Below are 14164 nucleotides of genomic sequence, written 5' to 3' on the forward strand. Positions count from 1 at the left end.
CAAAGCCTGGGTTCAGGGCAGAGTTACTGTGGCAATTTTGCCATCCCGGGTCTGCAGATAGATTTTGTCGTCAACCACCAGAGGTTGACTGAACAGGCCCGAGCTGTCGACCTGCACCCGACCCACAATTTGGCCGTTACTGCGATCGATAAAGTGCAGATAACCTTCAAAGTCACCTACCACTACATAGTCCTGGAACACGGCCGGAGCAGTCAAATCCCTATTGGTCAGGTCCGAGTTGCTCCACAGCTCCAGACCGTTACGTCTGTCCACTGAGTATACACGGCTGTGATCGTCCACCAAATACAGACTCAAGCCCGCAGTGTCCAGCTCGTGGAAACTGGAGTACTTACGCGACCAGACAATACGGCCGCTGCGCATTTCCATGCTGACCAGGTTACCGTTGTAGCTCACCGCGTACAGGTTGTCACCCAGCAACAGCGGCGTCATATCGACATCGGCCATACGGCTGAACTCGTTGCCACCTTTAGGGGTGTAAATCGGTTGTTCCCAAGCGGGTTGACCATTGTTCTTGATAACAACAGTGACCTTACCATCGGCCGTACCGACAAAGAAACCGCCCTGGGCATAAGCCGGAGAGCTGGTACCGCGCAGAGTCAGGTTCGGCAGGGACGCTTCATAACTCCAAAGCTTTTCACCTGTGTCGACATTGAAGGCATCCAGCGAGCCTGAGCTGCTGTTAACCACCACCATGTCTTCGGCCACTGTGGGCAAGGACAACAGCTCGCCGTCGGCTACCGCATGCCAGAGCACTTCACCTGTTTCGGCATCAAGTGCTGCCAGCAGGCCACTTTCACCACCGACAAACACCTTGTTACGGGCCGCTGTCACGCCGGATGCCAAGCGGGCACCCTTGTTCTTTTTCAGGGCGCCATCACGGAACGCCTCGCTGAAGTCTGTGCTCCAGACCTTCTCACCGCTGGTCTCGTCAAAGGCGGTTACTTCACCGTAACGGTCGGCAACAAAGATTTTGCCGTAACGCACTGCGGGACGCAGACGGGAGTAATAATCGCCAACACCACTGCCAACCGAAGCGCTCCAGCTGACCTGTGGGAATACGCTGGCATTGATCTCCAGCAGCGGGCTCACAGGTTCTTCTTCCACATCGCTGGAAGCACAACCTGTCAGTGCGCCTATGGCCATGCCACAAGCCAAAAGGGTTTTACACCACGACTTCATTGGCCTTCCTTATGCCTGATTCAGGTTATCGAGTTTCATCTGCAGCGCCGGACTGGTTGTCACGCCACCATTTTTAACGGCTTCCTGATAGGCCAGTCTGGCCTTGTCGGTTTCGCCCTGACGCAGCAGCAGATCGCCTTTAAATTCATCTCTTTGGGTAGAAAATGCGCTGTTCCTAACCTGTTCCAGCGTGGTCAAAGCGGTAGCAACCTGGCCCTGCTCAGCCTGAATACGTGCCAAACGCAAGGTGGCAACCGCAGTCAGGGCATCGCCCGGCTTGGCGGCAATCACGGTTTTGAGTGCGGCTTCGGCCTTGGGCAGGTCGCCTGACTCAACTGCGCTTTTGGCAACAATCAGTTGCATCAGCGCCGAGTAACCGGCTTGGGCGTGCTGCTTGTCAAATTCGGCAGCGGCAGCCATCACCGCGGCTTCATCACCGCTTTGCATCAAGGCCTGATTAAAAGCCTGAGAGGCGGCTTCGGCACGTTCCACTTTGACATCGGAGTAGTAGTTCCAGCCATAGAGGCCACCCAGACCTATTACGACACCTGCGACTATCGAAGTGCCATAGTCTTTCCAGAACTGCTTGATCGCTTCGACTTGTTGTTCTTCTGTGCTGTAGATTTCCACCCGCACTTCCCCTCTAAATTATTTAATCAGTTCTGCCAAATAGTCGGCCAGGGCCTGGCGTTCAACATCCTGCTGAGCCCCATCACCCCGCAGCGGTTTCACCGCCACCTTGTTATTGGCCAGTTCGGTCTCACCGATAATCAGCGCAAAACCCGCGCCGCTCTTATCGGCTCTTTTCATCTGTTTCTTGAAGTTGCCACCACCGCAGTGACTCATCACCTTGAGCTTGGGCAGCTTCTCGCGCAGTTCCTGGGCAATTTTCATCGCCTCGATTACGCAGTCATCGCCCATGGCGGTCACGTAGACATCCACTTCGGCAGCAACATCGGCGTTCAGCTCCAGGGTTTCCAGCAGCAGAACAATCCGCTCCAGTCCCATGGCAAAGCCCACTGCCGGCGTTTCTTTACCGCCAAGCTGGCTCACCAGACCATCGTAACGACCACCGGCCAGTACTGTGCCCTGAGCGCCCAGGCTGTCGGTGACCCACTCAAATACGGTGCGGTTGTAGTAATCCAATCCGCGTACCAGGCGTGGGTTAACCCTGTATTGGATGCCAACGGCCTCCAGGAGTTCACACAAGCGGGCAAAATGTGCCTTTGAGTCTTCACCCAGGTAGTCCATCAGCGCCGGAGCATCGGCCAGCAAGGCCTGAACCTGCTGATCTTTCGAGTCCAGCACCCGCAGTGGGTTGCTGTACATGCGCCGCTGACTGTCTTCGTCCAGCTTGTCTTTATGCTGCTCGAGGAAGGCCACCAACGCCTCACGGTAGGCAGCGCGCTCGTCGCTGTCACCCAGAGTGTTCAACTCGAGGGAAACGTGTTCGGTCAATCCAAGCTTCTGCCACAAAGAGGCTGACAACATCAACACTTCGGCGTCAATATCGGCGCTCTTGATGCCATAAACTTCAACCCCAAACTGATGGAACTGACGATAGCGCCCTTTCTGTGGCCGCTCGTGGCGGAACATGGGGCCCATATACCACAGACGTTGTTCCTGGTTGTACAGCAGGCCATGTTCGTTACCGGCACGAACTGTCGAGGCGGTGCCTTCCGGGCGCAGGGTGAGGCTGTCACCGTTGCGATCGGCGAAGGTGTACATCTCCTTCTCAACAATATCTGTCACTTCCCCTATCGAACGCTTGAACAGGTCTGTGTTCTCAACGATAGGTGTGCGGATTTCACTGTAACCGAAAGAGGCAACAGAGGCGCGCAATACCGCCTCAACTTTTTGCCATACGGGGCTTTGGGTTGGCAGAATGTCATTCATTCCGCGAATCGCTTGGATCTGTTTTGCCACTATCTCGACTCGTTTTGCTCTGGGGCTAAAAATTCAAAAATGCCAGCCATTATAGGCGCTTCACCGGCAAACGTAAAACTGGCCAGCGCTGGCCAGTTCACATTCACATCATCGGGGATTATTCGGCTTCTTTGACTGAAATACGGTTTTCCATCATTTGCGCCTTGGCGCGAATTTTGGCTTCGAGGGCATCGACCAGATTGTCGTTGTCGAAGCGCTCTTTCTGACGCTCACCTTCATCGTAATAACCGCTCTTGCGGTTACCGCCGGTGAGGCCAATATGGGACACCAGGGCTTCGCCGGGGCCGTTGACCACACAGCCTATAATGGAGACATCCATGGCTGTGGTCACATCTTCCAGGCGCTGCTCCAGGGCGTTAACCGTGCCTATCACATCAAACTCCTGCCTTGAGCAGGATGGACAGGCGATAAAGTTAATCCCGCGGGAGCGAATGCGCAGCGACTTGAGGATATCGAAACCAACTTTGATCTCCTCTACAGGATCGGCTGCCAGCGATATTCTCAAGGTATCGCCTATGCCTTCTGCAAGCAGCATACCCAGGCCCACTGCCGATTTAACGGCGCCGGCACGGGCGCCACCGGCTTCGGTGATGCCAAGGTGCAGCGGCTGCTTAATCTGTTTCGCCAGCAAACGGTAGGACTCCACCGCCAGGAACACGTCCGATGCTTTCACCGAGACCTTGAACTGGTCGAAGTTGAGCCTATCGAGAATGTCCACATGGCGCATTGCCGATTCCAGCAAGGCTTCCGGGGTGGGCTCTTTGTATTTGTCCATCAAGTCTTTTTCGAGACTGCCGCCGTTTACCCCGATACGGATGGGGATATTTTTGTCACGGGCAGACTCAACCACGGCGCGAATGCGTTCTTCATTGCCTATGTTGCCTGGATTAATACGCAGACAGTCGGCGCCGTATTCCGCCACTTTAAGGGCGATGCGGTAGTCGAAATGGATATCGGCCACCAGCGGCACCTTGACCTGCTGTTTGATAAGCTTGAACGCTTCGGCGGCATCCATGGTAGGCACAGACACCCGCACGATATCGGCGCCTACGGTTTCCAGCGCCCGAATTTGCGCCACTGTAGCTTCTATGTCTGTAGTGCGGGTATTGGTCATCGACTGCACTGCGATGGGAGCGCCATCACCAATGGGCACATTGCCAACATAGATGCGGGTGGAGGGACGGCGTTTTATGGGATTTTCACTGTACATCGTATTCTGCTCTGTTGACTCGGCGCCCTGTGGGCGCCACTTCAATTATCCTGCTTGATACTATTATGCCTGTGGCAGGGTCAATCTGGCTACCCGACCGTTGGGGAAATCGGCAAGGCTCACGGCCTGGCCGTTAAATGTCAGGCTAACTGTCTGCGGCGCGCCCAAGACCAGTTTAAAAGGCGCTTTACCCTGTACATTGATGCTTTGTCCTGGCGATCTCAGACCATCTATCAGAGTCTTGCCGTTGGCATCTGTGAGTTTGATCCAGCAGTCACCGTTAAGCTCAATACCGACCGAAGCCTGCGCCGGGTCAGTTACCGGCTCCAGCTCTGCCGCCTCAACGCCGACGATAGCACCGCTGGTGTTGCTCTCGGCACTGTCTGTGTCTGTTTCAGCGCTCTCAGTATCACTCTCGTTTTCCAAGACTGGGTTTGATGCCGCAGAGGCGCCCGGCTCATTATCCGGCAGTACATCAACGGGCTGCTGCGACGTGTCCTGTTGTTCCATTTGTGCCTGACGCGATTCAAACTCTCTGGCCTGCTGCACCTCTTCTGCCGTCGGTTTGGAAAAGTCGACATCGGAAACCACAGAAGGCTTTTGCAGCCACCACACCACCAGCAGAGCCAGCAGCAGAAAACCGATTAGGTAAGTCACCAGCATCAAACGGCTGTCGGTAGCCTGACGGCTGGTCTTGCGCGAAAAGCTCTGCATCGCAGGTTCAGTCACCTTGGGGACCTGCCGCGCCAAACAAGCGTTAATGGCTTCTTTGTCTACATCCAATATGCGGGCGTAGTTCTTCACATAGCCGCGGACATAGGTGGAGGAATCGATATTGCTGAAACAATCGGCTTCAATATCGGCCACGATACAGGGACGCAAATGCAGCCTGGTAGCCGCATCTTCTATAGTGATACCTTTTTGTTCGCGTGCGCTTTTCAGTAATGACCCGAGCGTATCCTCTTGCCCGGGAACCTTTTGGCTCTCGTCTTCATCCTTGTTGACTTGGTTATTCAACTCTGTCATCAGTGCATACTTGCCCGGTATTGTTTGGCCTGGGGAGACGCTGGAAATTTGGCCTGCAGCAGTATTCCGTAACGCTTGGCGGCCGCGTCATCATTTAACCCTTGCTCAATGCTAATGCCCAACGCCAAACTCTCCGCTGTTTCGGGAATCACCCTATGAAGGCGTTCCAACTGCACTCTGGCCGCGGCGTAGTTGTGGGCGTCAAGCTCCAATTCTGTCAGTTCCAGTAATGAGACCTGTCTTCTGGGCTCATACTTTAGCGCCATCTCAAAATAGTGTCGCGCTTTTTCTATTTCCCCGGCATCCCGGCTGCAAATACCCAGGTTTTCATAGCTGGAGGCAGTGCGGGTATATCTGGGGTTGTCGATTGCCTTCAGGAACATCTTCTCTGCCTTGGCATATTTCTTCTGCTGGCAGAGAAATACCCCAAAGTTGTTCATCGAGTCGCCGCTGGCATTGCGGGTATCTATGGCGGCTTCATAGGCTTGCTCAGCCTTCACCGCTTCACCCACGGTTTGATAGTAATAGGCCATGGCAATATGCACTTCCTCAAGATGAGGGGCGTATTCCATGGCCTTGTCGAGATTAAATTTGGCTTGTTGGGAGTTACCCTTTTGCAGATAGGTCAGGCCTAACTGCGTCCGTTCCTTGGCGGCGGCAATTTTATCAAACTGGCGTTCCGAGACCGGAATGTCCGTGCCGGCATAAGTTCGCTCGGTCACACATCCGGGCAACGTGGCCCCGAGCAGTAACGCGAGCGCTAAACCTGGCAATCCGTGCTTCATTGGCAAACCTATAAATCTGGACAAACAAAGAGTTAATCCATTGTGACCGAAATTTGATTGGCTTGCATGCGTTTTTTCGCCAGACGCTTGGTTCTGTCACGTATATCTCCGGCCAACTGGCCACAGGCGGCATCGATATCATCGCCGCGGGTCTTACGCACTATCACGGTAAGGCCGTATTCCATAAGCACTTTGGCAAACCTGTCGATACGGGAATTGGAAGAACGCCCGTAAGGAGAGCCAGGATAAGGATTGAACGGGATAAGGTTGACCTTGCAGGGGGTATCCTTCATCAACTTGGCCAGCTCATGGGCTTGCTCTGTGCTGTCGTTGATATGATCCAGCATCACATATTCCAGCGTGACCCGGCCGCGGTTGGCGTTGGACTTGGCGATATAACGGCGAATAGCGGCCAGGAATTCGTTGAGCGGATACTTCTTGTTGATAGGCACCAGCTCGTTTCGCAGCTCGTCATTGGGGGCATGGATACTGACCGCCAGCGCCACATCGAGAGCGTCGCCCAGTTTATCCAGCGCCGGTACTACGCCGGATGTGGAAACCGTTACCCGCCGTTTGGACAGGGCAAAACCAAAGTCATCCAGCATGATATCCATCGCCGGGATCACGTTGGCCAGGTTCAGCAAGGGTTCACCCATGCCCATCATCACCACATTGGTGACCGGGCGTTCACCGGTTTCCTTCTGGAAGCCGAGGAAATGGGATACCCGCCAGATCTGGCCGATAATTTCAGATACTGTCAGGTTACGGTTAAAGCCCTGCTGCGCCGTGGAGCAGAAAGTACATTCCAGCGCACACCCCACCTGAGATGAGATACACAGAGTCGCCCTATCATCTTCAGGAATATAGACGGTTTCCACTTCCTGACCTTCGCCGACATTGATGGCAAACTTGATGGTGCCATCGGCCGATTTCTGATAGCTGGAGATCTCCGGCGCGACCACTTCACAGCGCTCTTTCAGCTTGGCCCGCAGGTGCTTGTTGATGTTGGTCATCTGGTCAAAGTCACTGATCCCGAAGTGATACAACCACTTCATCAGCTGTTCGGCACGAAACGGCTTATCGCCCAACTCGACGAAAAGCTCACGCATTGCCTTACGATCAAGATCCAAAAGATTGATCTTTTTTTCACTCATTTGACTTACCTCAACACCAAAACCTGCAGCAGGGCGGCGAATTATACAGATAGGCCGCCACTATAGCCAGTAATTCAGCGGATCCCCTTATACCCTACTTTCTCTCTACCAAGCAGAAAATTAAGCTTCAGCTCACAAGCTCTATGATAGAATAGCGCTGGGCTAATGTTGGCCTTTGCATCGGAGTGATAATTCCCCCCTTATGCTAACGCTTATCGTTATTGTATTGGTCGCCATCGGCGTCTCTTTTCTCTGTAGTGTGTTTGAAGCCGTGCTGCTTTCGGTGACTCCCAGCTATATTGCGTCGCTGCGCCAGTCCAACCCGGATGCTGCCGAACGTCTTCAAAAACAGAAAGACAATGTCGAATCTCCCCTGGTCGCTATTTTGACACTCAACACCATAGCCCATACCGTAGGTGCGGCCGTGGCCGGTGCTCAGGCTGCCAAAGTGTTTGGCGATGAGATGTTGGGGGTATTCTCCGGGGTACTGACCTTCCTCATTCTGTTCTTTTCCGAAATCATCCCCAAAACCATAGGTGCCAACTACTGGCGAGCCATGGCCCCCAGTGTGTCTGTGGCTCTGGTATGGATGGAACGCATCACCCTGCCGCTTATCTGGATGTCCAATAAGGTTACCCGTTTGCTCGGCAAAGGTGACTCTGGCCAGTATATCCGTCAGGAAATGAGCGCCATGGCCAAGATAGGCCATGAATCCGGTGAGCTGGATGAGCAGGAAAGCAAAATTCTGACTCAGATGCTGAGCGTCAAGGAGATGCCGGTTACCGCCATCATGACTCCAAGAACCGTGATGTTCACTCTGCCGGCCGCCCTGACTCAACATGAGTTTGTCAGCCAGCATATCAATAAGCCTTTTACCCGGGTGCCTATTTTCGACAAGGATCACGACGACATCATAGGCTATGTGAACCGTACCGATGTGCTGCTGAGTGAGCGGGATAATCCCGATGCGCCCCTTGGGAACCTCAAGCGCAATTTGGTGATAGTGCCGGAAACCGCCCGCATCCTGCCGCTGTTTGAGCTGATGATCAAACGCAACGCTCAGATAGCCATGGTGGTGGACGAGTACGGCAGTGGTCAGGGGCTGGTGACACTGGAAGACATAATCGAATCCTTGCTGGGGCTGGAGATTGTCGATATCAATGACCCGGCCACCGACATGCAGCAACTGGCAAGGCGACTTTGGAAACGCCGCATGAAAGATAAGGGGATCCGACTCTCGGATGACAGAGAGCCGGTCACTGACTCCCAAGGGCTCTGATTTCAGAATATTAATTCAGTGCTTTAATACAGGTGTCATCCAAGTGGGAGATAGTTTGACAGGCTAACGACCCACCCATCAATACAGTCATCATTTTGGGGGAGCTTGAGCTCCCCCTTTTTCATCCGCCTCTGGAGGTGTACAATCCCCGCTCGCAGAATGAGGATGATATGCACACAGATTATGTTTTAAGACTTGCCCATCTCAACGATACCCACTCACACTTGGATCCCAGCCGGGTTCAGTTCAAGATTGACTCTCAGGGACGCGAGTTTGATCTTCACAGCCACAGTGGTGGCTACGCGCGGATCTCGGCTCAGGTCAAGGCAGCAAGAGACGCTGCCCAAGCACAAAACCAGCCTTTTATCCTGCTCCACGGCGGCGATTGTTTCCAGGGCACCTTGTATTACAGCCAGTTCAAAGGCCGGGCCAACGCCAAACTGCTGAAGATGTTGGCACCCGATGCCATGGTCATAGGCAACCATGATATTGACGATGGCAACGCTCTGCTGGCCGGCTTTATCAAAGAGGTCGGCTTCCCTGTGCTGGCGGCCAATATGGATCTCAGCGGCGAAGCTGAAGATAAGCCCGGGCGTCTTCGAGGGCTGGACAACCTCTATGATCTGGATACCGCCTCAGGTATCGGCCGCAGCCTGATAAAGCCTTTCCACGACAAGCAACTGGCCATAGTCGGTATTACTCTGGATCAAATGAAAGCCATCGCCAGGCCGGATCCCGATACCGAGTTTGCCGATGCCTTTGCCACTACCAGGAAGACTGTTGAAGCCCTCAGGGCCAAAGGCATAGTGCATATCATAGTGCTGAGTCACTTAGGGTTGGAGCAAGACAGATTACTGGCCGAAACCATCCCAGGGATCAGCCTGATAGTCGGCGGCCACACCCATACCCTGATGGGTGATTTCCGCGGTTTTGGCCTGCCATGCCTGCCCTATGGTGAAAACATCAACGGCGTGCCTATCCTCCATGCCGGCAAACATGCCGAAACCCTGGGGCTCGCCGACATTCAGTTCGATGATGCAGGCCGGGTGATCCGGCTCGAAGGCAGTAACATCTTTATGCTGGACAGTCAGTTTCTGCTGAGCGGCCCACAGGCGGCCAGCGAAGCCGACTATCAAGCCGCCAAGGCGATATTGGAACAACACCCAGGGATCCACTGGGATGATAACGATGAAGCCATGGAGCAAGTGATTGCCAACGAGTTCCGTCCAGCGATCAGCAGCATGGAAAATCAGGTGCTGGCTCTGGTACCCAAGGCCCTGGTGCATACCCGCCTGCCAAGCCGCACCCTGCCCCACGGCAGTGAAATTGCCCCCTGGGTCAGCCGCAGCATGTTTCTGGAGTCCAGAGCCAAAGACCAAAGAGTGGACTTTGCGCTGCATAACGCCGGTGGCGTGCGTCAATCTGTGCCCCAGGGACAACTGACCAAAGCCGACGTGCTCGGGCGTCTGTTGCCGTTTGAATTGCCGCTGGTTAAATATGAAATTGCCGGTGAACACCTCTACCAGGCACTGGAGTCGGCCATTAACGCCGCCACCAACAACGGCGTGCGTGGCACCGGCGCCGGCAGTTTCCCCTATACCTATGGGCTGAGATATTTCTATGATGGCCGCAAAGAGCAGGGAGAAAGGCTATTGCGGCTGGAGCTGTTGCGGGCCAATGGCCTGTGGCAAGCACTGGCGCCAGAGCAGCACTATATCGGGGTTTCCACCTGTTACACCTCAGCCGGGAAAGAGGGCTATGAACCCCTGCTGCAAGCCCGCTGGCAGGAGTCGATGCCGTCGCTGACATTACCGGGCGCCTTTATCAACTTCCTGAAAAAGGCCCCCAAACTGGATGAGTTGCTATTGCCCCATGTGCACTATACCAGCCATAGGGCCGAAGCTGCCGGCGAATAAGCCGGTAGTATTCACAGCAGTTTTGCCTCGCCCCTTTTGCTGACAAAGCAACCATTCAAGGTCATCAGCCTGCATGCTAAACCCAGGTTATAAGCCATTTTATAAACCGCTTCATAAACCACGTTATAAACTGCTTTATAAGCCAAAGTCACTGCCTTGCAGGCGCTCGGCAAACCAGCCAAGCGCCTTTCCCATCTCCCCTTTTCGCCAGGCCATATAGATGGGCAGTGAAGGCCTGGGCAAGGCCACTTCGCGCTGCACCAACTCACCTTTGGCCAAGGCCTCCCGGATCAAATGCAGCGGCAAAAAGCCCACCCCTATTCCCATCTTCTGTGCGGTGATCTTGGCTTCCATCGACGACACCCGGATAAGCTGGCGACTGTCAAACACCCCACTGGAGCGCTGACTCAAGGAGCGCGAGGTATCGGCCACTATGATGGATGGAAATTGCAACAAGGCTTCAGAAGCTATCTCAGTGTCAAATTGCGCCAAGGGATGCTCAGGCGCCACAACAAACACAAACTCCAGCTCACCAAGCTTTTGCAGTTCATACTGACCTCTTGGCAATTCACCCGTGACGCCTATGGCGATATCGGCGCGGTTGGAGTAAAGCGCATCCCAGCCGCCGCCAAGAGCCTCATGGGTCACGCTGACGGTGAGCTGTTTACCCAGCTCGGTGAATTCCTTAATTAATGAAAGCAGCGGCGCCTGTGGCAAGACGGTATCCAGCGCCAGTGTCAGTTGCGCCTCCCAGCCGGTTTCCAATTGCCTCACGGCATCCTCAAGCCGGGCGGTGGCCGCCAGGATCTCCCGCCCCTGGGTCAACACCAAACGCCCCACTTCGGTAAGTTGAGCCCGAGTGCCCTTACGTTCAAATAATCTGCTTCCCAGCTCGCTCTCCAGCTTTTGAACCTGATAGGTCAAGGCAGATGGCACCTTGAAAAGCGCCTCGGCCGCTGCCGAAAAACTACCTTTTTTATCTATAGCATCCAATACTTTAAGCGCATCCAGGCTAATGACAGAGTGCATGATAAAACCTATGTTCAATTTTTTTGAAATTAAATATCAAAATGTTCCGATTTTCAGCCACAAAGGTCAAGGATAAACTGCACAGCAACTGGACAGGAAAGCCTATCCACCCTATTCAAATTCATTGAGGACACCATTATGAAAGACCTGATTATTAAACTGCTCCGCACCGATGCCGGTTTCGCTCCTCTGGCGCTGCGCCTGCCTATAGGTATCACTTTTATGGCTCACGGCGCCCAGAAGCTCTTTGGCTGGTTCGGCGGTTACGGCCTGGAGGGCACAGGACAATGGATGGCCTCTATCGGCCTGACTCCCGGATATTTGATGGCGCTGATGGCCGGCTCCAGTGAATTTTTCGGTGGTCTGCTGCTTATCATAGGTCTGTTGATTCGCCCCACTTCAGCTGTGTTGGCATTCACCATGTTGATGGCGATAGTCACAGTGCACCTGGACAACGGCTTGTTTATGTCCAACAACGGTTACGAGTTTGGTCTGGCATTGCTGGCCGCCACTATATCCCTGACGATTTCCGGCGCCGGTAAACTGTCCATCGACAGCATGATTGCCCGCAAGACACATTAATTCTTGTAAAGCACACATCTTGCTTTAAGCCATTCACTGCTTACAGGCCTTGCATCCTGGCCTGTAAGTCCGTGAAGAGCACACAAAAGACTTGTCTGCACCTTCCCAGCAGGAGAACTGAATTATGATTTATGTACGTCATGCCGACGAACGCGGCCGGGCCGACTTCGGTTGGCTCAAAAGCCAACACAGTTTTTCATTCGGCAACTATTATGATCCAAGATTTATGGGGGTCTCTGCCCTGAGAGTCATCAATGATGACAGAGTCGCGCCAAGCGCCGGCTTTGATACCCACGGCCACAAGGACATGGAGATCATCAGCTATGTGATTTCCGGCACCATAGCCCATAAAGACAGCTTTGGTCACGTGAAAACCTTGCCGGCCGGTGAGTTCCAACTTATGTCTGCCGGCACGGGGATCTATCACAGTGAGTACAATGCCTCGGCAACTGAACCACTGCATTTCCTGCAGATCTGGATCCAACCGAGCAGCCAGGGTGACACCCCGGGTTATCAGCAAAAAGCCTTTGCCCAGAGTTCGGCCCTGACCCCGGTTGTCACTCCCGATGGCCGCGATGGCACCCTGTCCATCAAACAGGACGCCAGCGTCTACCGCCTGGAGCTGACCGCTGCCGAGCAGACGAGCTTCAAGCTGGCAAAGGGACGCAACTTTTATGCTCAAGTGGTGGAAGGAGAGCTGCAATTGGCAGGTGAAACCCTGCAAAGTGGCGATGGCATTCACATCAACGAACTTGAGGAGTTTGCCATCAAGGCCGGCAACAAGCGTGCCGTCGCCCTGGTGTTTGATTTGCCATAACAAGCAGCATTTCTTGGCGTTTGTCCATAGGCCGCCCTTGGAACTTCATTTGGGTGATTTTCCAGGGCGGCTTGGGTTATAACTGCAGCTGCATACTGAAATTGGTCAGCACTTCCCCGTGGCGTTGATGCTGATTGCGCTTCAAGGTTGTAAAGCCCTGCTTGCCGAAAAACGCTTTGGCATAGAAAGAAGCCTCTACCCTCAAACACTGCACCCCGGAATCGACGGCGTATCTCAATAGCTGCCGGTAGAGCTCGGCGGCAATCCCCCGGCGCTGGGCATTGGGGTGAGTAAAAAGGCAGTCTATCTCGGCTTCACCCGGCGCATTCAAAGGCTTTAGGTTAATAAATCCGAGCAAATTGCGACCATCTTCGGCAACCCAGAGCGCCGTCCCCTGCAAACGATTCCGCCACTCATCTTCGCTGCGCTGTGCAGGTGACCAAGCCTGGCATTGCGCCTGGCTGTAATGCTCAGTACTGGCGTTTACCACCAGATGAAACAGCTCGGCGATGGCCGCGCTGTCCTCGGGGCGACCTTGGCGAACAATAAAGCCGTGCTCGGCTTGAATGGGCGTTGGTGAAATCATAGGCTGCTTAGCTCTTGTGCTCCAAAGGCGGCAGTATCAGCTTCATAAAGTAGCTGCCGAACATTTGGCCGGATTTTTCCTGGTAGCTTTTGTGATGCAAACGAAACCCGGCCCGTTCAAACACAGGTTTGGACAGTGCCGAAGCATCTGTTGTCAGGTGATGATAGCCTTGGGTGAGTGCCCACTTCTTGGCGGCTTCAAGCAAGGATGAGGCAACACCCTGACGCTGGCTATCGGGCGCCACATAAAGGCAGGCGATGTAACCTCGCTCACGGAAGGTGGTCTCCAGCAACACAAAGCCGACACATTGAGGACTTTGCTCGCTGCCTTTGAGCATCACCCAGGCCTGAGCCCGTTTGAGCCTTAGCTGCCAGTATCGCCCCGAGCGCGGCGCCGCCGACCAAGCCAGACGCTGAGCCGCGCTATAGCGGGCATCATCTATGGCAGTAACGGCACTGTGGTAGAGATTGGCTATCTGCTCCCCCAAGTGCCTGTGACGAGAATGAGAGTAAACCTCTACCCGCAACATGAGAATTGGTACCAACACAGTTGAATTGCAGGCATTTTGCCCGACATTTGTGCTCAGGCAAAGCCCTTAAGCGCAAATAAAAAAGCCGCGAACAGAGTCGCGAC

At 54.1% G+C, this 14164-nt stretch carries 14 protein-coding genes; 4 read left to right on the forward strand and 10 right to left on the reverse strand.

Annotated features, from left to right (window positions below; genetic code table 11):
* Positions 1 to 12: 12 nt before the first annotated feature.
* From bamB to HCX89_RS02110, 7 genes are all read right to left on the reverse strand, one after another.
* Positions 13 to 1200, reverse strand: a complete 1188-nt coding sequence (bamB, locus tag HCX89_RS02080) for an outer membrane protein assembly factor BamB (protein ID WP_167714900.1) — start codon at positions 1198 to 1200, stop codon at positions 13 to 15.
* 9 nt (positions 1201 to 1209) lie between these two features.
* Positions 1210 to 1830: a tetratricopeptide repeat protein gene (locus HCX89_RS02085; RefSeq protein ID WP_167714902.1), complete on the reverse strand. Its 621-nt coding sequence runs from the start codon at positions 1828 to 1830 to the stop codon at positions 1210 to 1212.
* 18 nt (positions 1831 to 1848) lie between these two features.
* Entirely contained in the window at positions 1849 to 3126 is a 1278-nt protein-coding gene (gene hisS, locus HCX89_RS02090) for a histidine--tRNA ligase (protein ID WP_025009765.1), read from the reverse strand.
* A 118-nt stretch (positions 3127 to 3244) separates the two neighbouring features.
* Positions 3245 to 4357 (reverse strand): flavodoxin-dependent (E)-4-hydroxy-3-methylbut-2-enyl-diphosphate synthase, encoded by a 1113-nt coding sequence (ispG, locus tag HCX89_RS02095; protein ID WP_025009764.1) that lies wholly within the window; start codon positions 4355 to 4357, stop codon positions 3245 to 3247.
* Positions 4358 to 4420: 63 nt separating this feature from the next.
* Positions 4421 to 5383, reverse strand: a complete 963-nt coding sequence (locus HCX89_RS02100) for a RodZ domain-containing protein (protein WP_052657982.1) — start codon at positions 5381 to 5383, stop codon at positions 4421 to 4423.
* The gene (gene pilW, locus HCX89_RS02105; RefSeq protein WP_028779192.1) at positions 5383 to 6168 is read right to left on the reverse strand and encodes a type IV pilus biogenesis/stability protein PilW; all 786 of its coding nucleotides are present in this window, start codon (positions 6166 to 6168) and stop codon (positions 5383 to 5385) included. The genes HCX89_RS02100 and pilW overlap by 1 nt, the downstream gene beginning before the upstream one ends.
* A 32-nt stretch (positions 6169 to 6200) precedes the next feature.
* On the reverse strand, positions 6201 to 7322 hold the full coding sequence (locus HCX89_RS02110) for a bifunctional tRNA (adenosine(37)-C2)-methyltransferase TrmG/ribosomal RNA large subunit methyltransferase RlmN (protein ID WP_025009762.1): 1122 nt from the start codon (positions 7320 to 7322) through the stop codon (positions 6201 to 6203).
* Positions 7323 to 7524: 202 nt separating this feature from the next.
* On the opposite strand from HCX89_RS02110, the gene HCX89_RS02115 reads away from it, so the two are divergent.
* Positions 7525 to 8601 (forward strand): CNNM domain-containing protein, encoded by a 1077-nt coding sequence (locus HCX89_RS02115; protein ID WP_025887502.1) that lies wholly within the window; start codon positions 7525 to 7527, stop codon positions 8599 to 8601.
* Between the two features lie 170 nt (positions 8602 to 8771).
* Positions 8772 to 10517: a bifunctional UDP-sugar hydrolase/5'-nucleotidase gene (locus HCX89_RS02120; RefSeq protein ID WP_044735740.1), complete on the forward strand. Its 1746-nt coding sequence runs from the start codon at positions 8772 to 8774 to the stop codon at positions 10515 to 10517.
* 135 nt (positions 10518 to 10652) lie between these two features.
* Here HCX89_RS02120 and HCX89_RS02125 read toward each other — a convergent pair whose 3' ends face one another.
* The gene (locus HCX89_RS02125; protein WP_025887500.1) at positions 10653 to 11546 is read right to left on the reverse strand and encodes a LysR family transcriptional regulator; all 894 of its coding nucleotides are present in this window, start codon (positions 11544 to 11546) and stop codon (positions 10653 to 10655) included.
* 138 nt (positions 11547 to 11684) lie between these two features.
* Between HCX89_RS02125 and HCX89_RS02130 the strand changes: the two genes are divergently transcribed.
* The gene (locus tag HCX89_RS02130) at positions 11685 to 12128 is read left to right on the forward strand and encodes a DoxX family protein (RefSeq protein WP_044734163.1); all 444 of its coding nucleotides are present in this window, start codon (positions 11685 to 11687) and stop codon (positions 12126 to 12128) included.
* A 124-nt stretch (positions 12129 to 12252) separates the two neighbouring features.
* A complete protein-coding gene (locus HCX89_RS02135) occupies positions 12253 to 12945 on the forward strand; it encodes a pirin family protein (protein WP_044734162.1) in 693 nt (230 codons plus the stop codon).
* A gap of 76 nt (positions 12946 to 13021) precedes the next feature.
* On the opposite strand, the gene HCX89_RS02140 is transcribed toward HCX89_RS02135, so the two are convergent.
* Both HCX89_RS02140 and HCX89_RS02145 read right to left on the reverse strand, forming a co-directional pair.
* Positions 13022 to 13531: a GNAT family N-acetyltransferase gene (locus HCX89_RS02140; protein WP_044734161.1), complete on the reverse strand. Its 510-nt coding sequence runs from the start codon at positions 13529 to 13531 to the stop codon at positions 13022 to 13024.
* Positions 13532 to 13538: 7 nt separating this feature from the next.
* Positions 13539 to 14078 carry a GNAT family N-acetyltransferase gene (locus HCX89_RS02145; RefSeq protein WP_231473479.1) on the reverse strand — a complete coding sequence of 180 codons (540 nt, stop codon included), beginning with the start codon at positions 14076 to 14078 and terminating at the stop codon, positions 13539 to 13541.
* Positions 14079 to 14164 lie beyond the last annotated feature (86 nt).

This window comes from Shewanella sp. Iso12, from assembly GCF_012030025.1.
GTDB classification, from domain to species: Bacteria; Pseudomonadota; Gammaproteobacteria; order Enterobacterales; family Shewanellaceae; genus Shewanella; species Shewanella algae.

What these genes read in the sequence shown, in the direction of transcription:
- bamB (WP_167714900.1), bottom strand. Translation starts at nt 1,200, where the DNA reads ATGAAGTCGTGGTGTAAAACCCTTTTGGCTTGTGGCATGGCCATAGGC.
- ispG (WP_025009764.1), bottom strand. Translation starts at nt 4,357, where the DNA reads ATGTACAGTGAAAATCCCATAAAACGCCGTCCCTCCACCCGCATCTAT.
- HCX89_RS02100 (WP_052657982.1), bottom strand. Translation starts at nt 5,383, where the DNA reads ATGACAGAGTTGAATAACCAAGTCAACAAGGATGAAGACGAGAGCCAA.
- pilW (WP_028779192.1), bottom strand. Translation starts at nt 6,168, where the DNA reads ATGAAGCACGGATTGCCAGGTTTAGCGCTCGCGTTACTGCTCGGGGCC.
- HCX89_RS02110 (WP_025009762.1), bottom strand. Translation starts at nt 7,322, where the DNA reads ATGAGTGAAAAAAAGATCAATCTTTTGGATCTTGATCGTAAGGCAATG.
- HCX89_RS02115 (WP_025887502.1), top strand. Translation starts at nt 7,525, where the DNA reads ATGCTAACGCTTATCGTTATTGTATTGGTCGCCATCGGCGTCTCTTTT.
- HCX89_RS02120 (WP_044735740.1), top strand. Translation starts at nt 8,772, where the DNA reads ATGCACACAGATTATGTTTTAAGACTTGCCCATCTCAACGATACCCAC.
- HCX89_RS02125 (WP_025887500.1), bottom strand. Translation starts at nt 11,546, where the DNA reads ATGCACTCTGTCATTAGCCTGGATGCGCTTAAAGTATTGGATGCTATA.
- HCX89_RS02130 (WP_044734163.1), top strand. Translation starts at nt 11,685, where the DNA reads ATGAAAGACCTGATTATTAAACTGCTCCGCACCGATGCCGGTTTCGCT.
- HCX89_RS02135 (WP_044734162.1), top strand. Translation starts at nt 12,253, where the DNA reads ATGATTTATGTACGTCATGCCGACGAACGCGGCCGGGCCGACTTCGGT.
- HCX89_RS02140 (WP_044734161.1), bottom strand. Translation starts at nt 13,531, where the DNA reads ATGATTTCACCAACGCCCATTCAAGCCGAGCACGGCTTTATTGTTCGC.